At 58.0% G+C, this 26,358-nt stretch carries 25 protein-coding genes; 18 read left to right on the top strand and 7 right to left on the bottom strand.

The window, feature by feature from the left end:
* Positions 1-56: 56 nt before the first annotated feature.
* Positions 57-1,604 (bottom strand): MFS transporter, encoded by a 1,548-nt coding sequence (locus tag MJA45_RS01775; RefSeq protein WP_315605584.1) that lies wholly within the window; start codon positions 1,602-1,604, stop codon positions 57-59.
* A 260-nt stretch (positions 1,605-1,864) separates the two neighbouring features.
* Here MJA45_RS01775 and MJA45_RS01780 point away from each other — a divergent pair, with 260 nt between their 5' ends.
* From MJA45_RS01780 to MJA45_RS01810, 7 genes are all read left to right on the top strand, one after another.
* Positions 1,865-2,419, top strand: coding sequence for a hypothetical protein (locus MJA45_RS01780; protein WP_315605585.1), 555 nt, complete (start codon positions 1,865-1,867; stop codon positions 2,417-2,419).
* 271 nt (positions 2,420-2,690) lie between these two features.
* The gene (locus MJA45_RS01785; RefSeq protein WP_315605586.1) at positions 2,691-3,746 is read left to right on the top strand and encodes a flavin-containing monooxygenase; all 1,056 of its coding nucleotides are present in this window, start codon (positions 2,691-2,693) and stop codon (positions 3,744-3,746) included.
* A gap of 530 nt (positions 3,747-4,276) precedes the next feature.
* The gene (locus tag MJA45_RS01790) at positions 4,277-6,112 is read left to right on the top strand and encodes a carboxypeptidase-like regulatory domain-containing protein (RefSeq protein ID WP_315605587.1); all 1,836 of its coding nucleotides are present in this window, start codon (positions 4,277-4,279) and stop codon (positions 6,110-6,112) included.
* Between the two features lie 429 nt (positions 6,113-6,541).
* Positions 6,542-7,915 (top strand): enhanced serine sensitivity protein SseB C-terminal domain-containing protein, encoded by a 1,374-nt coding sequence (locus tag MJA45_RS01795; RefSeq protein WP_315605588.1) that lies wholly within the window; start codon positions 6,542-6,544, stop codon positions 7,913-7,915.
* Positions 7,916-7,936: 21 nt separating this feature from the next.
* Complete coding sequence (locus MJA45_RS01800) at positions 7,937-8,365, top strand: VOC family protein (protein WP_315605589.1); 429 nt, start codon at positions 7,937-7,939, stop codon at positions 8,363-8,365.
* Positions 8,366-8,457: 92 nt separating this feature from the next.
* Positions 8,458-9,120 (top strand): Type 1 glutamine amidotransferase-like domain-containing protein, encoded by a 663-nt coding sequence (locus tag MJA45_RS01805; protein WP_315605590.1) that lies wholly within the window; start codon positions 8,458-8,460, stop codon positions 9,118-9,120.
* A gap of 42 nt (positions 9,121-9,162) precedes the next feature.
* A complete protein-coding gene (locus MJA45_RS01810) occupies positions 9,163-9,618 on the top strand; it encodes a DinB family protein (protein WP_315605591.1) in 456 nt (151 codons plus the stop codon).
* A gap of 110 nt (positions 9,619-9,728) precedes the next feature.
* On the opposite strand, the gene MJA45_RS01815 is transcribed toward MJA45_RS01810, so the two are convergent.
* Complete coding sequence (locus MJA45_RS01815; protein WP_315605592.1) at positions 9,729-11,006, bottom strand: MFS transporter; 1,278 nt, start codon at positions 11,004-11,006, stop codon at positions 9,729-9,731.
* Positions 11,007-11,156: 150 nt separating this feature from the next.
* Between MJA45_RS01815 and MJA45_RS01820 the strand changes: the two genes are divergently transcribed.
* The 8 genes from MJA45_RS01820 (at position 11,157) to MJA45_RS01855 (ending at position 18,463) form a co-directional block, all read left to right on the top strand.
* Entirely contained in the window at positions 11,157-11,576 is a 420-nt protein-coding gene (locus MJA45_RS01820) for a winged helix-turn-helix transcriptional regulator (protein ID WP_315605593.1), read from the top strand.
* Between the two features lie 205 nt (positions 11,577-11,781).
* Positions 11,782-12,474 (top strand): ribose-5-phosphate isomerase RpiA, encoded by a 693-nt coding sequence (gene rpiA / locus MJA45_RS01825; RefSeq protein WP_315605594.1) that lies wholly within the window; start codon positions 11,782-11,784, stop codon positions 12,472-12,474.
* 112 nt (positions 12,475-12,586) lie between these two features.
* The gene (locus MJA45_RS01830; protein WP_315605595.1) at positions 12,587-13,039 is read left to right on the top strand and encodes a MarR family winged helix-turn-helix transcriptional regulator; all 453 of its coding nucleotides are present in this window, start codon (positions 12,587-12,589) and stop codon (positions 13,037-13,039) included.
* 261 nt (positions 13,040-13,300) lie between these two features.
* On the top strand, positions 13,301-14,251 hold the full coding sequence (locus tag MJA45_RS01835; protein ID WP_315605596.1) for a ring-cleaving dioxygenase: 951 nt from the start codon (positions 13,301-13,303) through the stop codon (positions 14,249-14,251).
* Positions 14,248-14,856, top strand: a complete 609-nt coding sequence (locus MJA45_RS01840; RefSeq protein WP_315605597.1) for an alpha/beta hydrolase — start codon at positions 14,248-14,250, stop codon at positions 14,854-14,856. The genes MJA45_RS01835 and MJA45_RS01840 overlap by 4 nt, the downstream gene beginning before the upstream one ends.
* Positions 14,857-15,101: 245 nt before the next feature.
* Complete coding sequence (locus MJA45_RS01845; RefSeq protein ID WP_315607918.1) at positions 15,102-16,181, top strand: Fe(3+) ABC transporter substrate-binding protein; 1,080 nt, start codon at positions 15,102-15,104, stop codon at positions 16,179-16,181.
* A 3-nt stretch (positions 16,182-16,184) separates the two neighbouring features.
* The gene (locus MJA45_RS01850; protein WP_315605598.1) at positions 16,185-17,828 is read left to right on the top strand and encodes an ABC transporter permease; all 1,644 of its coding nucleotides are present in this window, start codon (positions 16,185-16,187) and stop codon (positions 17,826-17,828) included.
* Entirely contained in the window at positions 17,825-18,463 is a 639-nt protein-coding gene (locus tag MJA45_RS01855; RefSeq protein ID WP_315605599.1) for an ABC transporter ATP-binding protein, read from the top strand. Before MJA45_RS01850 ends, MJA45_RS01855 begins: the two co-directional genes overlap by 4 nt.
* Positions 18,464-18,573: 110 nt before the next feature.
* Here MJA45_RS01855 and MJA45_RS01860 read toward each other — a convergent pair whose 3' ends face one another.
* On the bottom strand, positions 18,574-19,536 hold the full coding sequence (locus MJA45_RS01860) for a phosphotransferase (RefSeq protein ID WP_315605600.1): 963 nt from the start codon (positions 19,534-19,536) through the stop codon (positions 18,574-18,576).
* 145 nt (positions 19,537-19,681) lie between these two features.
* Between MJA45_RS01860 and MJA45_RS01865 the strand changes: the two genes are divergently transcribed.
* Positions 19,682-20,029, top strand: a complete 348-nt coding sequence (locus MJA45_RS01865) for a VOC family protein (protein WP_315605601.1) — start codon at positions 19,682-19,684, stop codon at positions 20,027-20,029.
* A gap of 129 nt (positions 20,030-20,158) precedes the next feature.
* On the opposite strand, the gene MJA45_RS01870 is transcribed toward MJA45_RS01865, so the two are convergent.
* Entirely contained in the window at positions 20,159-20,644 is a 486-nt protein-coding gene (locus MJA45_RS01870; protein ID WP_315605602.1) for a hypothetical protein, read from the bottom strand.
* Positions 20,645-20,869: 225 nt separating this feature from the next.
* Here MJA45_RS01870 and MJA45_RS01875 point away from each other — a divergent pair, with 225 nt between their 5' ends.
* Entirely contained in the window at positions 20,870-21,640 is a 771-nt protein-coding gene (locus MJA45_RS01875; protein ID WP_315605603.1) for a DODA-type extradiol aromatic ring-opening family dioxygenase, read from the top strand.
* A 76-nt stretch (positions 21,641-21,716) separates the two neighbouring features.
* Here MJA45_RS01875 and MJA45_RS01880 read toward each other — a convergent pair whose 3' ends face one another.
* From MJA45_RS01880 to MJA45_RS01890, 3 genes are read right to left on the bottom strand one after another with little or no spacing between them, the layout of a single operon-like run.
* On the bottom strand, positions 21,717-22,802 hold the full coding sequence (locus MJA45_RS01880) for a Ger(x)C family spore germination protein (protein WP_315605604.1): 1,086 nt from the start codon (positions 22,800-22,802) through the stop codon (positions 21,717-21,719).
* Entirely contained in the window at positions 22,799-23,863 is a 1,065-nt protein-coding gene (locus MJA45_RS01885) for a GerAB/ArcD/ProY family transporter (protein ID WP_315605605.1), read from the bottom strand. Before MJA45_RS01885 ends, MJA45_RS01880 begins: the two co-directional genes overlap by 4 nt.
* Positions 23,856-25,178, bottom strand: a complete 1,323-nt coding sequence (locus MJA45_RS01890) for a spore germination protein (RefSeq protein ID WP_315605606.1) — start codon at positions 25,176-25,178, stop codon at positions 23,856-23,858. Before MJA45_RS01890 ends, MJA45_RS01885 begins: the two co-directional genes overlap by 8 nt.
* A gap of 153 nt (positions 25,179-25,331) precedes the next feature.
* Here MJA45_RS01890 and MJA45_RS01895 point away from each other — a divergent pair, with 153 nt between their 5' ends.
* The gene (locus MJA45_RS01895) at positions 25,332-26,201 is read left to right on the top strand and encodes a sugar phosphate isomerase/epimerase family protein (RefSeq protein WP_315605607.1); all 870 of its coding nucleotides are present in this window, start codon (positions 25,332-25,334) and stop codon (positions 26,199-26,201) included.
* Positions 26,202-26,358 lie beyond the last annotated feature (157 nt).

Consider the following 26,358-nt stretch of genomic DNA (forward strand, 5'->3'; position numbering starts at 1 on the left):
TCGGTAGGCGCCCGAAGAATCATTTGGAAAGCAGAACCTCATTTGCAGATAAGGCACTAGGCGGCAGGGCTTATGATTTTCGTTTTCTCGCGGAGCATTACCGCCGTGGCGACCGAGGCCAGGAGCAGGATGACGCCGGCTGTGAGGGAGGTGGCGTGCATGGCCGTCATGAACGCTTCCCGCGAGGCCGTCATGACTTGAGCTGCCGCTTCAGTTGGCAGCTGCTGGGAAGCGGCGGAGGCGCCCGCAATGGTTTGCTTGGCGGCGGAGGCGGCCTCCGGCGAGAGGCCGGCCGGCAGAAGGGGCGATACGGTATGGCGGTAGATGGCCGAGAGGACGCAGCCGAGAAGCGCGATGCCGAAGGCGCCGCCGAGCTCGCTGGACGTTTCCAGGAGGCCCCCGACCGCTCCCGCCCGATCGGCCGGCGCCACCCCCACGACATAATCGGTGACGAGGGTCATGACCGATACGATTCCGGCTGCAACCAGTCCGGCGCCAACGAGCATGACCGTGAGCGGAGAGAAGCCTTCCAGCCGGACCTGGGTCAGGAGGACGAACCCGATCGCCGACAGCACGAACCCGGCGGCCATGATGCGGGGCCTTCCGTGCGTAATCGAGAGCTTGGCGGCTACCGGCGCCGCCGCCCCGACGGCAACCGAGGGCAGAATGCTCCACAGGGCGGCCGCAAGCGGCGAGTACCCCAGTACCGATTGGAGAAACTGGGTGTTGACCAGGGCGCTTGCCATAAGCGTGAAGGTGGCGATCAGGTTAATGAGGATGGAGCCTCCGGTCCGCCGCTCCATCAGCGCACGGATATCGATTAAAGGGTTGGGGATCGTCCATTGACGCATGACAAAGACAAAACCGAAGAACAGACCGGCGGCGAGCATCCCGGCAGGAAAGGGGGCCCAGCCCTCCTCGGCGAGTGTTTTGACACCGTAAGTTACGGGCAGGATGGCAAGAAGCGCCAGGAGTGAACTGAAAGCATCGATCCGTGTGCGATCCGCGCTGCGGGACTCCGGGAGCAGGAAGGGGGCTGTCAGAAGCAGCAGCGCCATGGCGGGGAGGTTAAGGAGGAAAACCGAGCCCCAAGAATAGGCTTGGATGAGCAGGCCGCCGATAATCGGCCCGACCGTGACCCCGCCGGCCATGACGGCGCTCCAGACCGACATCGCCTTGGTCCGCTGATCGGGATCTTGGAACATCGTGCGGACGAGAGCCAGCGTCGACGGCATGAGGGTGGCTCCCGCAATGCCGAGAACGCCGCGGGCCGCAATCAGGGATTCGGCCGTCTGGGAGAACGCGGCGAACAACGAGCACAGGGCAAATCCCACGGAGCCCAGCATCAACAGGCGCCGGCGCCCGATCCGGTCGCCAACAGCTCCCATGGTCAGCAGCAGACCGGCGAGAACAAAGCCGTAAATGTCGAAAATCCATAATTGTTGGACGGCCGTCGGACGCAAATCCGCGGCGATGTCCGGCGCGGCGAAAAACAGAACGGACACGTCCATCGATACGATCATCAGGGGGAGACACAGCACGCATAGCGCGATCCATTCCTTGCGTCCGGCCGGCTTGACGGCGACAGTGGTTGCGGTAGTCATGAATACCCTCTCCTTACTGTTTATTATATAAACTGTAACTTATGTACACAGTATATGAATTAAACAGTTATTGGTCAATACCCAAAATTCATTGTATGAGAGGACACGGAATCCTACCGATTTTCGGCTGGAGGGTTAAAAGGATTGACAGGAACAAGGCGGGGTTCTTATGCTGAGGTTAATTGTTCCGTACTGCGGCTTTCCTTATGTCCGAACAGGGCGGTTTCGGGCATTTGCTTACGGGAGGAGGGATCCACGTCATGAAACCAAGCATCCGGAAATACCAATGGTTCCTTCGCTCGAAGCTTCCTTACGTGAGCATCTTTATGTACATCACCATCGTCTGCGCGCTCGTGCTGATCATCTCGACCTATGTCCTGTATTATTTATTTTCCAAAACGATGATCAGGGAATACGGCAATCAATCGGCCAATCTGCTGCAGAAGGATGCCCAGAGTGCGGAGTTTCTGCTGGATTGGACGCTCTCCTACGCGCTGCAGACCCGGAACGACCCTGTCATTTTACCGTTCGTGCAGCGCAATTATGAGAATGACTGTTTGAACTATGAAGTGTGGAGCCGGCTGAAAAATTTAATGGACAGCCATCCGTTTGTCGATTCCATCTATTTGATCAACGGCTATAACGGCAATATTCTGGATACCCGGACGGGAGTAAGCCGGCAGAACCAATTTTATGATTCGGACATCTTCGAAATCTTGAAATCCCGCTCCACGAACATGTCCCAATTGATCGTCCCCCGGGAACTGAACACTGAGCATGCGCCTCGGCGGACGAGAACGAAAGAGCATGAATAGAGCGAAGCCGGACTAGCGCCAGCGAAGCTTCGAATTAGAGGTAAAGGGTTGCGACCCTTTGCCTCTTTTTTGCGGCCATAACGATCCGCAGGGAACATACAAAGGTTAAAGCCGGTTGCGTGCCGGTGTCACCCTGAAGAACCGCATAGGCCGACCTTTTTTTACGCACGGAATGCAATCCTTTCCGCGGAGGGTGCCGATAATGGCGTGTACTCCAGGAGGCCGGGGAGCTAAAATGGATTCATAGAGAGAAGGGAAGGGTTGTGAAAGCATGCATGAAGTCGAGGTGGCTGTCATTGGCGCGGGCCAGGCCGGACTGGCGGCGGGGTATTATTTAAAGAAACGGAAGGTTTCTTTCGTTATCCTCGGACAGGAAGAGCGGGTGGGGGACAGCTGGCGGAACCGGTACGATTCCCTGCAATTGTTTACCCCGAGGTGGTACAGCGGCCTGCCCGGCGATCCGCTTAGAGGAGAACGCAGCGGCTATGCCTCGAAGGAGGAGATTGCGGATTATCTGGAGGGGTATGCGGACCGCTGGACGCTTCCGGTTGAGCTGGGGACACAGGTTCAGGCTATGGAGCCGGCCGACCGGGCCTTTCTTCTTACTACGAGCCGGGGCGTCTATAAGGCAAAGAAGGTCATTGTGGCGACAGGCCCGTTCCAGAAGCCGTACCTTCCGGAAATGGCGGGCGGCGTGTCCGGCGAGGTCTTCCAGCTGCATACGTCCGATTACCGGAATGGGGAGCAGCTGAAGCCCGGGCCGGTTCTGGTGGTCGGGTCGGGCAATTCGGGCGCGCAAATTGCCGTGGAGCTAAGCCAAGGAAGGGAGCGGGAGGTTTACTTGTCGGCCGGACACAAGCTATCGATCGCCCCGCAGAAAGTTCTCGGTCTAAGCGTCTTCTGGTGGTTTCGGAGGCTGGGCCTCCTGTATGCGCCCACTGACAGCCGGATAGGCCGGATGGTTCGTGGCCGGGGTGAGCCGGTCTTTGATACGGGCCTGTCCGGCGCGCTGGCCAAAGGGGATATCGTGCTGAAAGCACGCAGCACCCGGGCGGAAGGCCGAGCCTTCTGGTTCGAGGACGAAGCCGCTCCCGTACAGGTTTCCAATGTGATATGGGCCACGGGGTTTCGGAGCGATTACCGCTGGATTCAGGTTCACTCGGCAATTGATCCAGCGGGCATGCCCATCCACCGGCAGGGAGAAAGCCCGGTCCAAGGGCTGTTCTTCCTCGGCTTGCCTTGGATGCGCAGCCGGGCCTCCGCGCTGATCGGAGGAGTAGGGGTGGACGCAAGCTATATCGTAGATCGCTTGTTTCAGCAGGAGTAAGGCGGGACGGTTCGTTCACCGTGCCGGCAAGCAAGGTCAAAAGAGAGAGCGAGCATGCAGGGAAGGGACATACTGGTCGAGGACCAAGCCTGTCCCGCCTGTACGAGTCTCGTTTTCCAATGGAGGGACGTAACGGCTTGCGAGAACGGAGAGAGGCGTCCCACGCTAACGAACCGGGAGAGCGCTGTTTGGCGTAAAAAGGACATTTAGCATGGATAACGAATCGACGTAGCGTTAATCGCCCTCCGGGGCTCCTTTTGGCCCTATATCGGCTTTGATAACGTTCTGGCGGTTCGTTAGAACGGGCGAAGGGCCGTTTTCGGGCAATTAAGACGACCGGGATTCGTTAGAGCGATAAGCGCCAAACGCCCGGGCACGCGGACAACCTTAGGGGCGGACTTCTGCGTGAAGGTGCATTCTCCGAAAGAAAAAGCCCACCAAGGTGAAAGAATCGGTAGTCAAAAATTACTAAAATATGGTAAAATAGGAGGTGTTGTTCTATATAACGAACATTGAAGGAGGCTTTTGTCTTGAGAAGAAGATGGGCGGCAAGGCTGGGTTTGGCGGTATTGGTGGTTCTGTTGGGTTTGGTGTATAGCCCTTCAGCGAGGGCGGAGTGGGAGGACCCGTTTGTTACCCCGTATCCCTTGGAGGGGACGATCACCGATGAAACGGGGGCACCCGTCGGGGGCGTGACCCTTACGGCGGTCTCGCCTTACATCCTGTATCACTCCGGCCAGCGGGAGTTGGGAAGCGCGACGACCGATGCGAACGGGCATTACCGGATGGAGCCGTTTCTTAGGTTCTTTAATGATCAGAATGGGATCGGATCGTATATCACCTTCCAGCTTAAAGGATATCCCGTCATCCGCTATCTAGGCGGACGGACCCAATTCGACTTTCAATTTCCGTCCACCTTGGGGCGGGCAGAAGGAAAGATAACGATTGAAGGGACGGAGCTGCCCAATCCGGGGCTGCCGGTTCAGGTGGGTATGCGGATGAACAAAGGAGAGATTTACCGGCTGGGTACAGGAGTGACGGACGACCAAGGCCGCTACGCCATCTCCTACATCCCGGCGGACTTCACGACCTATGATGAGCGGGGAGCCGTGGTCGTTAGCGAATATACCCAGAACAACCGGTTCTACGATGCGACCTCCGCTTTGCCGGCTGCACCGGAAACGGTATACGGTTACGTTGCTTCGTCGTACGGTTTCCCTTTAAAGGCCTCCATCAAGTCCGGGGGAAGGCTTTACAGCACCGATGAAAGAGGAGGCTTTGCCATCCGCCAAGGGGATACCTCCCTTCATCCTTATAAATTCACAGCGGACGGATATGTCCCTTACGAAACAACGCTGGGTCCCGGCGGACCGCAAGTGATCAATCTGGAATTCATCAATGTGCCCCCTACGGTTACGGCGAACACCGATCGTAATCCTGACCGCAACGGCTGGTACAACCGGGACGTGACGGTGACATTCGAAGCGCAGGACAGCAACCCTTACCAAACGGTTACGGTAGACCCGCCCAAAACCGTCACGACGGAAGGCAAGGACCAGCTTATTACCGGGTCAGCAACCGATGAAGGGGGATTAACGGGCTCTGGGTCGATATCCATCAGCCTTGACAAAACGCCTCCAGCCACGAAGGCTTTTCTTGGGCCGGTAACATCCGGGTCCTGGCGAAGTACAGCCACCATGACGCTGACCGCTGAGGATAGCCTCTCCGGAGTGGATACGACCGAATACAGCTTGGACAACGGGCAGACCTGGACGGCTTACAAAATGCCTGTAAACCTCGACAAGGAAGGAAGCTACGCCGTTCTCTACCTTTCCCTGGACATAGCGGGCAACCAGGAGGTACCGAAGACTCTTGCCGTGCAGTTGGACCGGACCGCTCCGGTTATCCAGGTCACCGCTCCCTTAAAGGAGCGTTACAGGGATTCAGCCGATCTGGTCATCTCCTATAAGGCTGAGGACGGCTTATCGGGGATAGACCCGGCGAAAACGGCAGCTACTCTGGACGGAAAGCAGGTGGCTAACGGCACCTCCCTAGCCCTGTATACCCTTCCCCTCGGCACGCACACTTTCAAGGTCACAGCAGTGGATCAGGCGGGGAACGAGGCTGTTCTGGAATACACGTTCGAAACGTTCGCGGATGGGACCTCGCTGAAAGCCCTCTTTAACCGGTTTGCGGGCGATGGGAAGATTAAAGCACCGATCGCCAATACTCTATCCAAGAAGCTGGAAGACAACCAGCTCAAACCCTTCCTCTCGTTGTTAAAGGCTCAGCGGGGCAAGGCCGTCGAGGCGATAGCGGCGGATTATTTGGAAAGGGATGCCAAAGCCCTGATGGGGGCCGATTAAGCCGCAAGCCACCGTTCGCCTGCTCCCCTAAAAAAGCCGTTCCGGACTCGTTCCGGTCGGCTTTTTTGGTTACTAGCGGGGACTTCTCCCTACCGGTTATCTGCTGCCGGTACGGATGCTAGGCTTTCGCTAAACGGCCGCGGTCATTTTGTCACCGGGGAAAATCGGCTTGGAAGGAACCTCCACTAGAAGTAAACTGGTATAAAGAGCAGCGAGAAGCGTTCCTCCAAGGCCAGCCGGAGGAAGAGGTTTTTTCCTACAGCAGGGCGGTCAGGGGCCCTTCCAACGGGTAATGGCTACTAGTGCCTTATCCGTGAGTGTTGTTCGGCTTGCCTAATGATTTTTGCGAGCCTACAGAGAGTTTCTCTCCAACAAAGTTACCGGATAAGGCACTAGCAGGAGAGTGACAAGAAGAACGGGGGAACGGCCATGGACGAAAGAAGACAAGAGGAACTCGTAAGGATGGTTAAGAGGGAGGCGGGGATCACCCCGGAGGAATGCAGCGGGCGGGACCTTCAGGAGCTTATTTTCCTGATTCACTCGGCCAAGTCCCCCCAAACCCAAGAGGCCCTGACCCAGGAGGAAAGGAAGCGCCGGATCCGTATCCTGATGGATGCCGTGAAGGATAAGCTCCTGCAGGCCGAGGAGCTGTCCATTGCCTATGATGTCCATACGCGCTATCCGTACCTTGACGTTAACGGACGGGTATGGATCTTTTCCAAGGAAGCCTATGCGCGGGAAGCCCAGGACTACTATTTGCAGCAGCTGATTCAGCTCGACATGAAGAGGATGGACAAGGGGCAGCTTACGGGCGTGCTGGCAACCCTTCATCTGCTGGGCATGGAAAAGGTGCTCGTCGATAACGGGAAGTTTCATGTGGAGATCAGCCGGGACGAGCTGCTGCCTCCGCCGGATTGGAGCGCCACGCCCCGGATCAACATTCCGGTTACGAACCCGAAGCTGCAGCATGCGATGATTTTGTTTTTTCAAAACCTGTACTCGAAAAGTAATAACGAAGGAAAAAAGCAGCAGCTTCAGGTGTGGGAGGGCCTCATGATTGAGGAGGTTCTCCGGGCTTCTTACCTGGTTCCCATGCGGTTGATCGAGAAAGAGCCCGCTATTCCGGATGAGCAGGGCATCAAAACGATTCAGGCCGGAACGACCCTGCAGTTTGCGACCATTCGGGGGGAGGACCAGGTCGAATGGCTCCCCGCGTTTACCGACTGGACGGAATTCGAGAAAAGCTATGACAAGACGATTTGGGGTGGCAACGTCGTTTCCTATGAAGACCTGGTGGCTTTGTCGGAGGGCATGGGTGGGATTGTGATCAACGTAAGAGGGATAGCGTTCCGCATCCATGACAAGAACAAGAAGGCCATCGGAGCCTACCGGACGGAAAAAGCAGACTCCCGGTCCGGAGGCGGACCGAAGCAGGAGGGGCAGTCAGGCACCAACAGGACGGGGGGCGAATCCGGGCAAGGAGCGGCTAGCCCGGGTAACCAGCCCGGGGCCTCCCGGGAGGATCCCGAGAAGCTGATCGAGGCGGTCAAAGCCTATATGAAGAAACAGAAGCGGATCCACAAAGCCTATTTAAAGCTTGGTACCCAAGACGGACGACAAAGCGTCCTAATCGTCGTAGACTATGAGGGAAGCCGGGAGGATCTGTTCCAGGGGATTGTGGAAGCGGCCTCTCCTTATTTGCAGGGAAGAGCCTTGGAAGTGAAAGGGCTGGCGGACGGGGCGTTGAACCCGGAAGAGGGGTTGCGGCTGTTTTATAAGCGCAAGCGGTTCGGCTTGTTTTAAACAGAACGGGGAGGAATTAGGATGAAACCGAGAATTACCGTGCTTACCCTGGGCGTGGGGGATTTGGAGAAGGCGGTCGCCTTCTACCGGGACGGGCTCGGCCTGCCGACGGAGGGAATCGTCGGGCAGGAGTTCGAGCATGGGGCGGTTGCTTTTTTTGACCTGGAGGGAGGACTGCGGCTCGCTCTCTGGAAGCGGGGGGATCTAGCCCATGACACCGGACTTCCGGTGTCTCCGCCGAGCCCGACGGAGTTCTCCATCGGCCACAACGTAGGAAGCCGGGAAGCGGTCGACCGGGTGATGGCGGAGGTGGAGAAAGCCGGGGCCGTGGTGACGGTTCCGGCGCACGAGACGTTCTGGGGAGGATATTCGGGGTATTTCCAGGATCCCGACGGGCATCTGTGGGAAGTGGTCTGGAATCCTCAGTGGACCGTCGGGGAAGAGGAGTAAGCACGTGCGGGCCCATTTCTGTTCCCCGTCCAAAGGAAAAGGAGTTTACGGTCAGCACGTCCGATGAATGCATAACGACAAGGAGTGGAGTTATGAAATTATTGCTCACATCTGCAGGCATCCAAAACAAAAGCATACACGACGCGCTGGTTGACATGCTGGGCAAACCGATTGCCGAGTCCAGCGCCCTCTGCATTCCCACGGCGGTGTACGCTATACCCGGTGGGGCAGGCAACGCATGGCGGTTCATCAGCGGACAATCCTCTACCCCGATGTGTGAGCTGGGCTGGAAGTCACTGGGGGTGCTGGAACTCACCGCGCTGCCCAGCATTGATGATGAGCTTTGGGTTCCTAGGGTCAAAGAGACGGACGTTCTACTAGTGGATGGCGGGGACCCCTTGTATCTGTGTTACTGGATGCGGCAGTCCGGACTGGCCGACCTCCTGCCTTCGCTGAATGCAGTCTATGTGGGACTGAGCGCCGGAAGTATGGTGATGGCACCTAACATCGGGGAATTCTTCGTTGGCTGGACTCCACCCACTGGTGGCGATGAAACACTGGGACTGGTTGATTTCGCTATATTTCCGCATCTGGATCACGAGATGCTGCCGTATAACACGATGGCTGCTGCAGAGAGATGGGCCGCCGGGATGCAGGGGCCGGCGTATGCGATGGATGACCAGACCGCCATTAAAGTGATCGACGGGGCTGTCGAAGTTGTTTCCGAAGGGAATTGGAAACTTTTTTCGCCCTGATCTTACTCCGCTGTTAACCTATTCGAAGAGGGGGAAACCGAAATGAAGACGATCAAGTGCATGATGGACCACCTGTACTGGGCGAACGCACGCATTTTGGACGCGCTCGTCGATAGTAAGACGAAGAACAAGGACCTTCTGAAGCTGGTTCGGCACGTCGCAGTCGCAGAACGAGTCTGGCTGTCCCGCTTGCAGGGCAAGGGAACCGCGCATTATTCGTTGTGGGAGGAAGCGGAAGACCTGACGGCGATCCGGACGATGTTCGAGGAAAACGCCGAGCAATATCGAGTCTATATGGAAGGGCTCGAGGAATCCGAGTTGGACGAGATGATCGACTATGCGAGCCAGAGCGGAGTTCCGTTCCGAACGTCCGTCCGGGACATCCTGCTTCAGGTCCTCTTGCATGGGCAATATCACCGGGGACAGATCAACCGGGCCCTTCGGATCGAATCGGCCGAGCCTGCTCAAGTCGATTACATCACATTCGCGAGACTTTAACGGGGCCTCATCATCGCCATTCCTCAGAAAGCCAAATTTAAAAGGTATAGGGCTGATCTTGAAAATGTCCTCGAAAATCAAGGACAAGGACTTTCCCGTACACGCCGCCGTCACGCGGGAGTATCCCGGGAAAGGTCCCGGGCGCCGGTTCCCCCTCCCGCAGTAAGCTGGTTCGGAGCGTCCGTCTTCTCCTGTAGGGATGCAGAGGCTGGGGAAGACGTCCGGCGGGCCGCTCTCTTGGCGAGAGTGAAGCTCCAGAGGGCCGCACCGAGACCGGCGGTGACGAACAGGCAGGCGAGCCAAGGATTGAACCGGACGGTAGAGGCGGTGTTAATCATCCAGCCTCCCGTTCCCGCGCCCGTAGCCAGGCCCAGGTGTATGATCGATGTATTCAAGCTGAGGACGAGTCCGTTTGAATCCGGAGCTTGCTGGATGAAATAGGCCTGAACGGCCGGACCTGTCATGAACATGAGAAGCATTAGGAGGACAATCAGCGCCAGGCCAGCGGCCCTAGACCCGGAGAATAGGGGCAGGAGGGCGAGGGCGGCGGCGTTAAGCGCCACGCCGAAGACCATGATCCGCATCGGTCCCCAACGGTCGACACCGTACCCCCCGAGCCGGGAACCCGCGGCCCCGAACAGGCCGAGCACGAGCATGAACAAGCTGATGCCGGAAGGGTTCATGCGGTAAATGTCTTGAAGATAAGAGGTTAAATAGGTGAGAAGGATGGAGCCTCCGGATTCCCGGAACAAGGAGAAGAGAAGTCCGGTTCCGATGACGAGGCTTCCGAGTACCTTCAGCTGCTGCCGGAAGGGGACGGGGGTCTCTCCCGCGCTGGACGGGAACAGACGGAGCATGGCGGCGGCTACCCCCAGGGCGGCCAGTGCCAGGACGAGGAAGATGGACCTCCAGCCGGCCCAGCCGGTCAGGGTGATTCCGATCGGCACGCCGAGAATCATGGAGCAGCTGAAGCCGAAGATGATGGTGCCGATGGCGCGGCCCAGCCGTTCGGGCGGTACGAGACGGGCCGCCGTTCCGAAGGACGTCACCAGATAAACACCGGCGCTGACCCCCAGGATAACCCGGCAGGCCAGCAGGAAGGAATAGCCGGGAGCGAACGAAGAGGCAAGGCAGCCCGCGATGAAGAGCAGCAGGGACCCCGTCAGCACCAGGCGGCGGTCCAGCCGGGAGGTAAGAGCCGTTACGATAGGCGTGCCGATGGCAAAAGCAAGGGAGAAGGCGGTGACCAGCTGACCGGCGGAGGCGACGGAAACCGTCAAGTCTTCCGCGATTTGCGGAAGGATGCCGGAAACCACCAGCTCGGAGGTTGCCGTGAAGAAGACACCTAAGGTGAGCAAATAAACGGATAAAGCTGCGTGGCGATTCATAAACAATCTTCCTTTCCCGGTCTTAACGCGACCTTTTGTTTGGATTATAATCAAGTTACGAACCTTTCGTAAGATGGCAAATGATTTGGCGATTATCCAATTAAATGGACCTACTAACTAATAGTAAGTTATAAGACGGAGGGATGGGACATGCAAGAATCGGCAAGGAAGGAACCGGCTAAGAATGAATCCTTGAAGAAGCCGGCCGGGAAAGATCCGATCTTGAAGGAACCGGGGCAGGAGCCGGAATTCACCCACATCTGCTCGGTGCTGCAAATTTTGGGGGCCAAATGGTCGTTTCTGGTGATCGCCGAGCTGTCCAAAGGGCCCAGGAGATTCAACCGGCTTCACCGCGATCTGGCGATCGTGAGAACCCAATCGCTTACCGACGTGCTGCGGCACTTGGAGGAGCACGGGGTCATCCGGCGGGAAGTATTCCCTACGGTACCGGTGACGGTGGAGTACTCCCTGACGGAGAAGGGAAGGGATTTTCAGGCGGCGCTTAAGGAGCTCGACAAGTGGGCTTTGAAGTGGGGAAGCGGAGGGGAAGGATCGCAAGGCAACCGGTAAAAGCCGGGGTACCGAACTGGGCTGCCATTAGGATGGCAAATTCACGTCGAGGGCCATGGGAAAAGTCCCGGAACACCATCCGCCGGCCCCTAAAGTAACGCTTCTACGGCGAAAAGTCCCTAAGCCGCCGCGAGGCTGACGGGAGAGGGCAGGTTATCGGGCAGCGATGGGTACCATAAGGAAGACAACGAAGGGGGCATACGCCATGGAAGCCAAACAAGCGGCAGGCACCGAAGCCGCGCGTTATGTGGAGAGCGGGATGAAGCTCGGCCTCGGCACCGGGTCTACCGTCTATTGGACGATCCGGGAGCTGGGCCGCCGGGTGCGGGAAGAAGGGCTCCGGGTGGAGGCGGTTCCGACCTCGCTCGAGACGGAGAAGCTGGCGCGGCAGGAGGGGATTCCCCTGATCGCTCCGCGGGAGGTGGCGGGAAGGCTTGATCTCGCCATTGACGGAGCGGATGAGGTGGACCCGGCGCTCCGGCTGATCAAAGGCGGAGGCGGCGCCCTGCTGCGGGAGAAGCTCATAGCGGCTAACGCGGAACGCTTTATTGTGACGGCGGATTCTTCCAAATGCGTGGAGAAGCTGGGCCGGTTTCCCCTTCCGGTGGAGGTCGTGCCGTTTGCCTGGGAATGGACGCAGCGGCGGCTGGAGCTTCTCGGGGGAACTTCCCGGCTTCGCTTAACGAAAGACAGCGGGGAAGAGCCTTACCGGACGGATAACGGCAACTATGTGCTGGATTGTGCGTTTGGGGAGATATCCGATCCGGCTGCTATGAACCGGTCTCTGCTGGAAATTCCGGGTGTGGTGGAGAACGGCTTGTTTATCGGTCTCGCGGAGAGGGCGGTCATCGGATACACAGACGGTTCCACGAAAACGTTAAGGGCCGAAAAGCTTTAAACCCTTAATCGTTAACAGGCGAAAACAAGGGGCTTGACAAAGAGCCCCAAACGTATTATCTTTAATTTAAGATATTCGTCAATCGACGGAAGGAACCCGGGAGGTGAGGGACATGGCGAACTATCCGCTGGATGACGAGCAGGCCGCTTCGCTTAAGCTTTTTGTCATCTTGTCCAAGGCTTACAAGACGCTCATGGATCACGCCGTGAAGGATATCCGCCAGTATGGCGTTTCTTCTTCGGAATTTGCCATTCTGGAGGTACTCTACACGAAAGGCCGGATTCCTCTTCAGCAGATCGGCGAGAAGGTCCTGATCACAAGCGGGAGCATCACGTACAACATCGACAAGCTCGAGAAGAAAGGGCTGATGAAGCGGGTGCCCTGCCCGGAAGACCGCCGGGTGACCTACGCGGAGGTCAGCGAGACTGGAAAGCTGTGGTTCGATGAGATTTTTCCGGGGCATGCCCAGGCTATCCATGAGCGGATGCAGGGGCTGACCTCGGAAGAGAAGGCTGTAGCGGCCGAGCTTCTGAAGAAGCTGGGCAAAGCCGCAGGCAAGGGCTAGTGCCTTATCCGTTAGCTTGGTTGGTGAGAAAGCCTCCTTATGGGCACTATAATCAATAGGGAAGCAGAGCATCATTTGCGGCTAAGGCATGGGTTCCGATAACGTCGACTTCATAAAAGACGAAGGCCCCGCTCCTGCGGGAGCCAAGCACAGAGGGAACACGGATGGATGAGAGGGATTCTGCCGAAGCAAGGCAGGACGCCCAATCGTCCGCCTTAAATCTTAAATTAAAGATTCTTTAATCAAAAGGAGATGGGAATGATGACACTTCAAACCGCAGGTATCCACCACATCACGGCTTTTGCCAGTGATCCGCAAGCCAACGTCGAGTTCTATGCAGGCATACTGGGGCTTCGCCTCGTTAAAAAAACGATCAATTTCGATGCGCCGGAGGTTTATCATCTCTATTTCGGGAACGAATCCGGCGGCCCCGGTACGATCATCACCTTCTTCCCATGGCCGGGATCCCGGAAGGGCCGTATCGGAGGCGGGCAGGTGGGAACCACCACCTATGTCGTTCCTCTCGGTTCCTTCTCCTTCTGGAAAGAGCGGCTCGAAGGCTTCGGCCTGACGGTGGAAGAGACCACCCGTTTCGGCGAGACCTTCCTGCAGTTCCGGGATAACGAAGGGCTTCAGCTTGAGCTCGTGGAGCGGGAGGAAGGGCCGTTAAGCGGCTGGAGTTTCGGCGGCATCCCGGCGGAGCATGCCATCAAAGGCTTCGGGGGCGCGGTACTGTACAGCGTGAACCCGGCCGTGACGGCGGACGTGCTGCAGAATGTTCTCGGCCTCGTTCCGGCCGGGGAGGAGAACGGCTTCGCCCGTTTCGAGGCGCCGGGGGAACTCGGCAACCGCATCGATCTTCCTTTGGAGGCAATGGATTGGGGAGCCGGAGGAGCCGGAACCGTCCACCATATTGCGTGGCGGGCCAAAGATTATGAAGAGCATGCCGAGTGGCAGGCCTTCGCGGAAAGCCGCGGATTAAGGCCTACGACGATCATCGACCGACAGTATTTCCACGCGGTGTATTTCCGGGAAGGCGGCGGCATCCTGTTCGAGATCGCGACGGATCCTCCCGGGTTCGCCGTCGATGAGCAGGCGGAAGAGCTGGGCTCGCGCCTGATGCTTCCGGAGTGGTATGAGCCGCACCGGGCCCGGATCGAAGCCAATCTGCTGCCGATCGAAGTAAGAGTACCGGAGGAGGAAAGGAAATGAAGCATCTGTATCAGCAAGGAACGGATCCACAAGCCCCTACGCTAGTTCTGCTGCACGGGACGGGAGGGACGGAGCGGGACCTGCTCCCGCTTGCGGAGCTTCTCTCTCCCGGCTCCGCCGTCCTCAGCCTACGAGGGAACGTGCTGGAGAACGGAATGCCGCGGTTCTTCCGGCGGCTGGCCGAAGGAGTCTTCGATGAAGAGGATCTCGTTTTCCGCACCCAGGAAACGAACGACTTCCTTGGGGAAGCGGCCGGGCGTTACGGCCTGGATCGCAGCCGGTTTGTAGCCGTCGGCTATTCCAACGGGGCGAATCTCGCCGGCAGCCTGCTGTTCCATCACCCTCAGGCGCTGATGGGAGCCGTGCTGCACCACCCCATGGTGCCGCGGCGGGGCGTTACGCTTCCCGATCTGACGGGGACACCCGTCTTCATCGGGGCCGGCGTGAACGACCCGATCTGCCCGGCGGAAGAGACCGCCGAGCTGGAGGGACTTCTCACCGGAGCGGGGGCCGAGGTGTCCGTCCACTGGGAGCGGGCGGGGCATCAGCTGACGGCCACGGAAGCGACAGCCGCAGCGACTTGGTTCCGCGAGCGGTTTCAGTAACCGGACGCTCCCGCGATCTCGCCGGCAGGCGGACCCTGGGCACATAACAAGGCAAAAAGCGGCAGCCTGGACAGAAAAGTGTCCAGAGCCTGCCGTTTTTTTGCTGTCTTTTGGCGATGGACACGGTAACCCATCCTCATCAGCAGGCAAATTTAGGGTTGACGATGCGCGAATGAACATGGTAACCTTCTAACTGATAATAATTATCATTATCAATAAGAGGTAAGGGGAGATGGATTGTGTACATAAGAAAGAAGCTGGCTCCTATTCTAAGCTTGGCGCTTACAGCCGGGCTGCTGGCGGCCTGTGGAGCCGGACCGGCGGAGGAGAAGAAAACGGGAGCAGCCGCGGAGCCGTCGGCCACGGCCAAAACGGGAGCGGTTAACGTCTATTCGGCCAGAACTTATGAGGTGGATGACAAGCTGTACGCCGACTTCCAGGCCAAGACGGGCATCAAGGTTAACGTGATTAAAGGAAAGGCCGAAGAGCTGATCGAACGGATGAAGCGGGAGGGCCAGAATACGCAGGCCGATCTCTTTGTCACGGTTGACGGCGGGGTGCTTAACAATGCGAAGAAAGCGGGCGTGCTCCAGCCGATGGAATCCGAGGCGTTGAAGGCGAACGTGCCGGACAGCCTGCGCGACAAGGATAACCACTGGGTAGGGCTGTCGACGCGCGCCCGCGTTCTGGTGTATGCGAAGGACCGGGTCAAGCCGGAGCAGCTGTCGACGTATGAAGACCTCGCCTCCGACAAATGGAAAGGGAAACTTCTTGTGCGTTCCTCCACCAGTACCTACAACCAGTCCCTGCTCGCTTCCTTGATCGAGCTGGACGGGGAGGCGAAGGCGGAAGAATGGGCGAAAGGAGTGGCGGCCAACCTGGGACGCGCGCCCGAAGGCGGGGACCGTGACCAGGCCAAAGCCGTCGCAGCGGGAAGCGGCGATATCGCCATCATGAATACTTATTATTACGGCCAGCTGCTGAACTCCAAGGATCAGGAGGAGGTCAAAGTGGCCCAATCGCTGGGCGTGTTCTTCCCCAACCAGGAAACGACCGGAACCCATGTGAACGTAAGCGGGGCGGGGCTTTCCAAATACAGCAAGAACAAAGAGAACGCCATTAAGCTGGTTGAATATTTAACGGGTGAAGAAGCCCAGGCGGTCACCTCCGCCGAGAACTTCGAATTCCCGGTCAATCCGAAAGCGAAGAAGCCGGAGCTGCTGCAGTCGTGGGGCGATTTCAAGACGCAGCAGATCGATTTTGCCAAGCTGGGGGAGTACAACGGAAAGGCGATCGAGATCTTTAATAAAGTGGGTTGGAAGTAGATGATGTCGGGTCTCAAGCGTAAGCTTACTATTCATGGAAACGGCTGGCTCGCGGTCAGCCTGGCGGGGGCGGCGGTCGTAGCGCTGCCCCTTCTGTACATCATGACGGCTTGGGTGCAGCCTCCGAACGACAATTGGCTGCAGATTCGCCGGTACCTGCTGAAGGACTACTTGACCGATACCGTTATCCTCGTGTTCTTCAGCTGCTTGTTCGCGGCCATGCTGGGTGTGGCGCTCGCGTGGTTTGTAGCTGCCTTTGATTTTCCCCTGAAACGGTTCTTCCGCTGGGGCCTGATGCTGCCGCTGGCCGTTCCGCCCTATATTGCGGCTTTCACCTATGGGAACATGTTCAGCTACACGGGAACGGTTCAGAAGGCCCTGCGCGCCATCGGCATCACCCCGAACCCCGTGCTGATGGATATGCTGTCCATGCGCGGAGCGGTGTTCATCTTCACCTTCTTTCTATACCCGTATGTGTATATGATCGCCCGGGCCTTTCTGGAGAACCAGAGCGCTTCTTATATCGAGAATGCCCGGCTCCTCGGTAAAAGCCCACTCGCGGTCTTCTTCCAGATCGTGCTTCCTTTGTCCCGTCCGGCCATGACAGGAGGCGTCATGCTCGTCCTGTTCGAGGTGCTGGGGGATTATGGGGTCACGAGCCATTTTGGCATCCGCACCTTCTCCACTGCGATCTTCCAGACGTGGTTCGGGATGTACGACGCCGATTCCGCCATGCGGCTCGCCTCCTGGCTGATGCTCGGAGTGGCTGCCCTGTTCGGGGCCGAGCGTCTCTTCCGGCGCCACCGGTCCTTCCGCGTGGTCAACAGCCGGACCCGCCCGCTGATGCCTGTCCGTTTACACGGATGGCGCGCAGGCCTGGTCGTTTCGCTGTGCGGGCTGGTGGCGGCCGTATCCTTCGTCATCCCCGTCACCCAGCTGATCGTATGGGCCGGCTGGACGTACGAGACGGTCTTGAACGCGGGCTTCGTCCGCCTCGCCTGGAATACCATCACGCTCGCGCTGGCCGCTTCGGTGATCGTCATGCTGCTGGCCGTCATTGCCGCGGAGGCGCTGCGCCCTCACAAGGGAGGCTTCGGCTTCGCCGTCTCCCGGGTGCTGATTGCCGGCTACTCCATCCCGGGGGCGATTGTCGCGATCGGGGTGCTCGGGCTGTTCCTGTTCCTGGACCGGGCAGCAGCCGGGCTCTATGCCGGCTGGGGGCTGGCCGTCCCTCCGCCGGTGCCGAGCCTGACTGTCGCGATGCTGGTCTTCGCCTACGTCGTGCGCTTCCTCGCGGCCGGCTACAATGCCGCCGAGGCCGGGATGGAGCGGATCGGCCCCCGGTATGCGGAGGCGTCCCGGGTGCTCGGCCTCGGCCGGACCCGGACCTTTCTCCGGGTGGAGCTGCCGCTCCTCCGGGGAGCGCTCCTGGCGGGCTTCCTGCTGACCTTCGTCGAGGTCGTGAAGGAGCTTCCTCTCGCGCTGCTTCTGCGCCCTTTTAACTTTGAAACGCTGGCGACCCATGCTTATCAGTATGCGGGGGACGAGCGAATTCACGAAGCCTCGCTCCCGTCCCTGTTCATTATCGGAATCAGCCTGGCTTCGGTGTTTGTGATCCAGAAGGCGGGGAAGGAGAGAAGAGAATGAGCTTTGTAACCATTGAGGGATTGTCGTTCGCCTACGGGGGAAGCCGGAACCGCGTCTTGGACGGCTTCAGCCTGTCCCTGGAGCAGGGGGAGGTGGCGGCGGTGCTCGGCCCGAGCGGGCAGGGTAAAAGTACCCTTCTGCGCCTGATCGCCGGGCTGGAGGTTCCGGCGGAGGGCTCCATTGCGGTCGGCGGGGTGACGCTGGTGGACGAGAGGACCTTCCTGCCTCCCGAGAAGCGGGGAGTCGGCATGGTGTTCCAAGATTACTCGCTGTTTCCGCACCTGACGGCGGCCCGGAACATCACCTTCGGGCTTCACCGGATGAGCCCGAAGGAGCGGGCGGTCCGGCTCGGAGAGATGCTCGAGCTCGTCCGGCTCACCGGCTGCGAGGCGCGTTATCCTCACGAGCTGAGCGGCGGCCAGCAGCAGCGCGTGGCGCTAGCCCGGGCTCTTGCGCCCGGACCTCGCCTGCTGCTTCTGGACGAGCCTTTCAGCTCTCTTGATGCCGAGCTTCGGGCGAGCATCCGCTCCGAGCTGAAGGCCATTCTCGCCCAAGCCGGCATGACGTGCCTGGTCGTCACCCATGACCGGGCCGACGCAGAAGCGATCTGCTCCCGCGTGGTGACGGTGGGCTAGTGCCTTATCCGGTAACTTTGTTGGCGAGAAAAAACCTCTGGATGTGCACGAATATCAATAGGAAAGCAGAACAGCCTTGCGGATAAGGCACTAAAGCGATGCCCGGCTGCTCAGGCGGCGCTGTGATCAAGGCAGCTGAGCAGGGCCCGGAGGGCTTCCTCCCGCTGGAGCAGAAGCAGGCTGCGGTCCCAGTCCCCGCCCTCGAGGTCCCGGTCGATGAGCAGCAGGAACCAGGCGGAGTAGAGGCAGGCGAACCGGTCGTAAGCCGCGAAGAGGGCTTCCTCGGCGCCTGCGCCTCCGGCCGGGTCCCGCTCCTGCTCGTAGAGCCGGAGCAGGTCGTAGCGCCTTAGCCCGAGGTCCGTCCGGCGGAACGACGGATGGGTCATGTCCAGCAGGCAGTACAGATCCCAAAAGGGACTGTTCAGCTGGACATGCTCCCAGTCGAGGATGACGGCTTCGCCGTCCAGCAGCGCGACGTTGCCGATGTGCAGGTCGCCGTGGCTCACGACCCGCTCGTCAGGGAGGGAGGCGGCCTGCCCGGCCAGGCGGTAAAGCTTGGCGATCCGCTCCGCGGAGACGCCCTGCTCCGCCAGCAGCCGGGTGAGGCGGCTTCGTTCGCGCGCCAGGACGGAGAGGACCTCGGGCAGCAGGGGCTTCTGGCCGGCGTATCCGGCCGGAACGATCGCGGCCGGCAGCCGCTGCCAGGAGGAGACGTGGCGCACCGCATGGGCGAGTACGTCGAATTCACCGGCATGCGACAGGCTTCCGGCGTCCTCCAGGATGATCCAGTACGTGGCCGGGTCTTCATGGGCCGCTTCGGCCAGCAGCCGGGGGTAGCGGAAGCGGAGCCGGGGCAGGAGCTCCCGCTGCGCCCAGCGCTCCCGCCCGAGCAGCTCTTCGTTGGTAAGCGGCTTGAAGATGCAGGAGGCTTCCTGGCCGTGCAGGCGGAAGCGCTCGATCGTCTTGCCGTTCGGGCTGCGGTAAATCGGCTCGCGTGCGGTGACCAGACCGTCCAGCAGCAGGTGGTCCGCTCCAACCGCCCGGTGGAACAAGGCAGTGTCCATTTCGTTCATCCCCATTGATCGAAAATTTTGCCTTACTTTACCTGCATTTTACCACAGGGACCGGGCCCTCGTGGGGCTGAATTTGCTCCATCGGCCGGCCCCTTTTTAAGTAAATCCTTTATGATAAATAAAAAAACGATCGAGGCGATAATTGTTGGACATTAGAGAAACGGGTATTATTCTGTTCTGCGAGAATTACGAATTAGCGCTAAAGTTTTATTCTGAACAACTTGGCTTGAATATCCGTGAACGAGGTAAGGACTTATCCATTCTGAATTTCGGTGGCAGTTACCTCATGCTTGAAGGCCACGGCGTGGCTTCAGACAAGGAGAAAACAAGAGCACAAAATCCAACGGTAATTCGGTTCAACGTTAATCATTTTGCTTCAGCTGTTTCCGATCTCGTGGCACGTGGAATAAAGGTTGAGGTAAAGAGCTTCCAATGGGGAACGATAGGGGTTGTTATGGATCCCGAAGGAAATCGAATTGAATTGAAAGGGTAAGCCAACAAAATTAACCAACCAAAAAGAAAGCGGTTTTTCTTTTGGTCAGAAATAACATTAAGCATAACAGAGCCATACAAAAAAGAAACCCTGACCAGCAAGGTCAGGATTTCAAGTTTTTTTGCCGCGTTAACCCCGTCGGAAGCCTTCTTCCGCCATATACTCTTCCACTTCCTCATAAGTCTCGCAGGCCGATTCCAGGTTGGCGCCGGCGTAGATGTACCACAGCTCATCCTCGTAGAAGACGCGCAGTTGTTCGCCCTCCGAACCAGTCCAGTATTCTTCCTTGTTCCCGGCTTCATTCTGCCGCCGGTCTCCGGCCTCGGACTCCCCGGGTTCACCCGTCAGGGAGCGGATGCTTTCGGCGATCAGCTGGCGGAGTGGCTCCGCCTCGTAGTCACGGATGTTGACGAAGCCTTTGTCATTGACGTCATAACCCTGCAGACGGCCGGCATACACGAAGCCGTTTCCGTTCGGATGCAGGTGATAGGCGACCGTTTTCTTGTCGTAGGCGCTTCCGGGGTAATGGTAATTGATCCTCCCGAGGGAGACCTCATGGCGCTCCAGTTCGGGAAATTTATCGAGAATGGCCAGCTTTTCTTCATAAGTAAGCATGCGGGACACCGTCTTTCAAGGGATTGGAAAAAGCTCGTTTCATTCATGCTGCCGTGATTATATCATACGGGGGATAGGGGGACCAAACGGCACCTTCCTTCCGCTTGACAACCATTCAGCTTTCATGTTATTTTGTAATTAGTAATTAACTTACTTAAATATAGTAACGATAAAAATAGTCAATTGCCTATACTAAGTTTATAAACGGACAGGAGTGTGAAAACAATGGCCGTCTCTTATTTCATCGGGCATGGCTCGCCCATACTGGCGCTGGAACAGAACGGGTATACGGAAGACATGAGAAAGCTGGGGGAATCCCTCGGCAAGCCGGATGGCGTTGTGGTATTCACGGCCCATTGGACAAGGCCCGGCCTGATGCTGACCGCAACGGACGGCGTGCAGGAAACCATTCACGATTTCGGCGGCTTCCCGGATGAATTGTTCCAAGTTCAGTATCCGGCCAAAGGCTCCGCCCGCATCGCGGAAGAGCTTCGGGAGCGGCTCACGTCGGAGGGAATCGGCGCTCAGGTTACGGATGCGAGAGGACTCGATCATGGCGTATGGGTAATCCTGCGCCACCTGTTTCCTGAAGCGGACGTTCCGGTTATCGCTGTCTCGGTCGATCCCTCGCTGCCGCCGCAGGAGCAGTACCGCATCGGACAGGCGCTAAGCGGGTGGACGGACCGTAACGTGGTAATCATCGGCAGCGGATCGACCGTCCATAATTTCCGCGAGATGTCCTTCGGCCGTCCGGACGCTGCCGATCCGTGGGCGAAGGAGTTTGACGACTGGCTGGTCGAGCGGATGCGCCAAGGGGAAACGGAAGCCCTCTTCGCCTACCGCGACAGTGCTCCCCACGGCAGAAGGGCGACCCCCGATTACGAGCATTTCCTGCCGCTGTTCATTGCGCTGGGAGCGGGAAGCGGGGAAGCGGAGCTGCTTCACCAGAGCTACCAATACGGCTCCTTGAGCCACCTTATCATCCGTTTCGGCTAAGCCGGCCGCCCGGCGCATGAAGAGGCTGTTCCTTTGGAGGTTTATCCTTCCGGAGGGGCGGCCTTTTTGAGTTTCTTCAACGGTTCCCGATATTCATCAGTCCGGAGTTCCGCATAGTCGCTTTCACACGCAGTTCAATGTCCAACTGAGGATAATACTCCGAACGCCAGTTCTTCAGCTCCTCATACGGAAGACGGCCGCGGAACAATTGGCCGAACCCGAAAATATCCGCCTGCTCCCGTTTCAGCTTCGTGATCATGGTCTGGAACTGGCCGGCCACCAGCTTCTCCAGCTCCTGGTTGATTTGGTCGGGCGAGATGGAGCCTTTGGTCTCCTGAATGATATAGGACAGGGTCATGTCGATCGTAAGACGGGGCCGCCCCTTCACCAGGCGGGGCTTGTTGGTGACCTTGGCGCGGACGATGGAGACGCTCGCCTGCTCCATGACCTCAATCACCGCCCCTTGGAAGTTGTTCCGGTAAATATTCAGAAGGACCGTCTCGTCGGGCGTGATGCGGCTGACCATGCGGTCCTGTTTGATCACCCCGGAGCCAACGAACTGAATCATCCCTTCCTTGGCCGGCCGGACAATGGGGATGATGCCGTCTTGGGTATAGGCGTGGAGTCCCCTGTAAGCCTCCCATACGCGGTAGATCGGAATCGCCGGTGTCCACCCGGCCTGCTTTCCGAAGAAATTCAGAAAAGTGGTCCCTTCCCGCTCCACATTGACCTGGGTCGAGCGAAGCAGCCCGGTAATATCGCGGTCCGTTACCGCGAGAAAAGCCTTGGTGGCGATTTCGCGGGATCGGACCGCATATTCGACCTCGCTGCGTATGCTTTTCTCCGCCACCTCCTCATGCAGAACGATCAGCTTCATGTGAAGCAGATCGACCTGATTCTCCATGTTTCGTTTGATCCGGTCCAAAGCTTTGGTCAGGGTTTCCGCTTCCTCGTTCACAATCCGTACTTCCGTTTTGTTCGGCCCGGGGATCGGAACCTGCAGAGTGACCTTGTATCGATTGCCTTCTCCATGGGAAATCCCCATGACGGTAGGCAGGACGCGATGGTTGATGTCCTTGATTCCCCAGCATCCCGGAAGAGTCCCAAGGAGGACAACGGCAGCCAGAAGAGATACGGCCAGACGGGGGATTCCGCGGTTCATGCCGGCACCTTCTTTCGGCGGGAGACCCAGTAGACGGATAGAGGCAGAACGAACAGGCAGTAGAACCTTATCGGATTAAGAAGCCAAGCGGACTGCTCGATATAGAACCAGCCTTTCAGAGAGACGGCCATGCAGAAGGCGAAAGCCGCCACGGCCCAGCTCATGGGCCCCAGCTTCAGCCGGGGGAGCACCCGGGTTCCGATCTTGGCAATCGCGTGAATGTTGATGGCAAACAGCAGGAAGGCGAACATCATAGAAGCGACGACATAGAAGACGGTCAGCCGGTCAAAGGCGAGCCAGGGAATCTCCACGGTATCCATGGAGACGATGACGGGGAAGGGAAGCTGGGTGCTGTTTTCCTGCCCGTAAATAAACAGCGGCATGTAGACAAAGTACAGGTTGAACAGCATGACAACCCCCCAGGCGCCGTAGAACCATTTGGTTTTGATTGGGGCGGCTGCGGGAAAGAGGCCGATCAAGGTAAACCCCATAAAGGTGCCAAAGCCCGTATAGGTATCCGGCCTGCGGATAAACGAGAAGCTGGGATCCCAGGCGGGGGCCGCGTTGTGAAGCTGAAAGTTCGGAATGCAGCCCAGCAGGGACAGAAGGACGACCGGTATGCAAATGAAAGCCACCAAGGTGCCAGCCCGGAGGATCACTCCCATTCCCTTAAGACTCGCATAGAGCGGAATGGAGATAAACGGAAAGACAAGCGCCCAGATGGGGGTGTCGGGAAGGAAGACAATGGTGATGAGCTCGGCAAAGGAGCGGGTCAGGTTGGAAAAGGCGATCAGCAAATACAGGCCGAACGGAACGAGAACCAGCCAAGTCCATCCGGCCCCCCGGTTCGAGAGAATATCGATCATGTCCTGATTCGGAAACACGCGGAGTCCCTTAAGCAGAATCCACATGAAAAAGAGCTCCACCAGGCTCCCGAACAGCACCACCTCCCAATGGGCCTGTTGGGTGCTCCGCAGGATAAACTCGGGATACACAAAGACCGAAAGGCTGAAATGAATGCACATAAAGGCAAGAACGGCCGACAGGGAACGGTTAGCCATCGGAAGCCTCCTCCTTCTTCCATAAGCTCACAAAGGGAATGCCGTAAAACGATACCTGGCTCATATAGAAGCCAAGCACAAACAGCCCGGCAAAGATGCCGAAAATTCCATAGATGCCGGCAAAGAGCAGAAGGAAGTACTTCAGCAGCCTGAGGGTGAAGGACGTCTGAACGGAGATCACGACAAAGTTGGCTATGGTGGAGGCCGCGACTACAATAATCAGGAGGTTGCTGACCAGGCGGGCTTCTACCAGCGCTTGGCCGACAATGATCCCTCCGACCATCGTAATGGCCGGTCCGATGCTTTTCGGGAGCCTTAAGCTGGCTTCCAGGATAAGCTCTACAATAAGCAGGACGAACAGCATTTCCACCATGGCCGGATAAGGAACGCCTAATCGGCTTTCGGCGACGGAAAGAGCAAGCTGAACACGTAGCAAATCCGGGTTAACGGAGATAAGGGCGACGTAAAGCCCAGGCAGGGCAATGGCTAAGAAGAAGGCCAAGATCCGGAGGATGCGCATAAAAATCAGAACCAGATAAGGAAATTCCCGGTCCGTGGCCAGAAAGAAGCTGTCCGTCCACAGCTTGGGCAGAACAAGGGCGAAGGGAAGTCCGCTTAGCAGAAGGACCACCCGGCCTTGTTTAAGATAGTAGACCGCCTGGGCCGGAAGCTCCGTGGTTAAGGCGGTGGGAATGAGACTCCACGATCTTCCCCCCATCAGAATGAAGAATTCCTGAAGGCATCCGAATTCCTGATCACGGATCTGGGTGAGCTGATCCCTGACCTTGCGGAGAAGGGAGCGATGGACCCTGCCTTCGAGGTAGAATAGAGAGATTTCATGAACCTGAACCGAGCCGACCGAGAACGATTCGTGCTGGAGAAAACGGGAGTTCATGCGGCTGCGCAAAATCCCGATGTTAACGTCCAGGGATTCGTTGAAGGCATCGAGAGGTCCCAGGACAACGGACTCGTTGGCCGATTCCTCCACTCCCCGGTAGATCTTCCGGGATACAGGCGGGACAGCCATCCCCTCGCCTCCGTCTTCCGGTACGATGAGAAGCTTGCCTTTTGCAAGGGCCAGGAAAGCCTCGGGAAGGGTGGGGATTCGTTCTCCGCCTAAGCGAAGGGACAGCCCGGCCATCCCTTCCGGACAAGCGGAAGCCATCTCCTGAAGCTGGAAAAGTGTTTGCGGCATATCGACAAGCGAACGGAAGCCTCCCACATAGACCGAAACGGAGCCCAGCTTCATGGGAAACAGGGTAAAGTCGCTTTGCTGCTCTTTCACTTGTTGGAGTTCCTGCAGCCATTCTTTCATAGAAGGGTCACCTCCCGGGTAGTGTTCACTTTTTCCAAGACAGGTTATTCATAGAAATCCCCATCCCTATATTCAAAGTCAGAAGGGATATGGTATACTAAAATCATCTTTTGGAACACGTGTGCATAATCCATCCGTATGGGAGGCTTACCGATGAAATTATCCGTTTTCACCGTCGTAACCCCAGATTTAAGCCCAGAAGAACTGGCCGCCGCCGCTAAGGATGCGGGCCTCGATGGAATCGAATGGAGGTACAAGGAAATCCCGGCTGACGCCGCGGAGGAAGCCCCGTCTTTTTGGCGCCGGAATCTGTGCTCGATTGATCCGTCTTCCTCGGAGGAGGAACTGGAACGCTTTGTCCGGTTAGCTCAAGCCAACGGTCTTGAAAATGTAAGCGTTACCCCCTATCTGACACCGGGGGACCTGGAAGCTACAGAACGGGTGATGCAGGCGGCCAAGAAGCTCGGAGCGGGCATGATCCGGGTAGGGGTCCCGGGCTACAACGGCAAAGAGAACTACAACGACCTGTTCGACAAGGAGGTCCGCTACCTGGAAGGGGTGCAGGAGCTCTCCCGCCGGTACGGCATCAAGGGAGTGGTGGAAACCCATCACGTCACAATCTGTCCGAGCGCGGGCTTAACCCACCGGCTCGTCAGCCGGTTCGATCCCGAGCACATCGGGGTGCTTTTTGATCCGGGCAACATGGTCCACGAAGGCTTTGAGAACTTCCGGATGGGGCTTGAGCTGCTCGGCCCTTACCTTGCCCACGTGCATTTCAAGAATGCCGCCTGGGTGAAGGGAGAGGAGCGGGAGGACGGATCGATCGCCTGGAAGAGCCAGTGGGCGCCCATGACAGGAGGAATTGTCAACTGGAAGCAGGTGCTCCGCGATTTGAAGGACCTGGGCTACGACGGATACATCGGCCTTGAGGATTTCAGCGGCCAGTTTGAGAGCCGCGAGCTGCTTAGCCAGTTTGGGCGAACGGTAAGGGTTATGCTGGAAGAGGTGGAGGCGGGCCGCTAATCCGTATCCGAATGCGGCCGCAGCCGATCGACCGTAAGAATAAGATGAACAGGAAAAGACCAGCCGGATGGATAAGCGGCTGGTCTTTTTGCGTTGACGGGTCGGGTGCTCACCGGATTATTAAGAAAATCTTATGGTTTGGGACCGATTTTATTAA

The organism is Paenibacillus aurantius, assembly GCF_032268605.1.
Classification (GTDB): Bacteria; Bacillota; Bacilli; order Paenibacillales; family NBRC-103111; genus Paenibacillus_AO; species Paenibacillus_AO aurantius.

Coding starts and splice junctions, on each gene's coding strand:
- MJA45_RS01775 (WP_315605584.1), bottom strand. CDS start 1,604: ATGACTACCGCAACCACTGTCGCCGTCAAGCCGGCCGGACGCAAGGAA.
- MJA45_RS01780 (WP_315605585.1), top strand. CDS start 1,865: ATGAAACCAAGCATCCGGAAATACCAATGGTTCCTTCGCTCGAAGCTT.
- MJA45_RS01785 (WP_315605586.1), top strand. CDS start 2,691: ATGCATGAAGTCGAGGTGGCTGTCATTGGCGCGGGCCAGGCCGGACTG.
- MJA45_RS01795 (WP_315605588.1), top strand. CDS start 6,542: ATGGACGAAAGAAGACAAGAGGAACTCGTAAGGATGGTTAAGAGGGAG.
- MJA45_RS01800 (WP_315605589.1), top strand. CDS start 7,937: ATGAAACCGAGAATTACCGTGCTTACCCTGGGCGTGGGGGATTTGGAG.
- MJA45_RS01805 (WP_315605590.1), top strand. CDS start 8,458: ATGAAATTATTGCTCACATCTGCAGGCATCCAAAACAAAAGCATACAC.
- MJA45_RS01810 (WP_315605591.1), top strand. CDS start 9,163: ATGAAGACGATCAAGTGCATGATGGACCACCTGTACTGGGCGAACGCA.
- MJA45_RS01815 (WP_315605592.1), bottom strand. CDS start 11,006: ATGAATCGCCACGCAGCTTTATCCGTTTATTTGCTCACCTTAGGTGTC.
- MJA45_RS01820 (WP_315605593.1), top strand. CDS start 11,157: ATGCAAGAATCGGCAAGGAAGGAACCGGCTAAGAATGAATCCTTGAAG.
- rpiA (WP_315605594.1), top strand. CDS start 11,782: ATGGAAGCCAAACAAGCGGCAGGCACCGAAGCCGCGCGTTATGTGGAG.
- MJA45_RS01830 (WP_315605595.1), top strand. CDS start 12,587: ATGGCGAACTATCCGCTGGATGACGAGCAGGCCGCTTCGCTTAAGCTT.
- MJA45_RS01835 (WP_315605596.1), top strand. CDS start 13,301: ATGACACTTCAAACCGCAGGTATCCACCACATCACGGCTTTTGCCAGT.
- MJA45_RS01840 (WP_315605597.1), top strand. CDS start 14,248: ATGAAGCATCTGTATCAGCAAGGAACGGATCCACAAGCCCCTACGCTA.
- MJA45_RS01850 (WP_315605598.1), top strand. CDS start 16,185: ATGTCGGGTCTCAAGCGTAAGCTTACTATTCATGGAAACGGCTGGCTC.
- MJA45_RS01855 (WP_315605599.1), top strand. CDS start 17,825: ATGAGCTTTGTAACCATTGAGGGATTGTCGTTCGCCTACGGGGGAAGC.
- MJA45_RS01860 (WP_315605600.1), bottom strand. CDS start 19,536: ATGAACGAAATGGACACTGCCTTGTTCCACCGGGCGGTTGGAGCGGAC.
- MJA45_RS01870 (WP_315605602.1), bottom strand. CDS start 20,644: ATGCTTACTTATGAAGAAAAGCTGGCCATTCTCGATAAATTTCCCGAA.
- MJA45_RS01875 (WP_315605603.1), top strand. CDS start 20,870: ATGGCCGTCTCTTATTTCATCGGGCATGGCTCGCCCATACTGGCGCTG.
- MJA45_RS01880 (WP_315605604.1), bottom strand. CDS start 22,802: ATGAACCGCGGAATCCCCCGTCTGGCCGTATCTCTTCTGGCTGCCGTT.
- MJA45_RS01885 (WP_315605605.1), bottom strand. CDS start 23,863: ATGGCTAACCGTTCCCTGTCGGCCGTTCTTGCCTTTATGTGCATTCAT.
- MJA45_RS01890 (WP_315605606.1), bottom strand. CDS start 25,178: ATGAAAGAATGGCTGCAGGAACTCCAACAAGTGAAAGAGCAGCAAAGC.
- MJA45_RS01895 (WP_315605607.1), top strand. CDS start 25,332: ATGAAATTATCCGTTTTCACCGTCGTAACCCCAGATTTAAGCCCAGAA.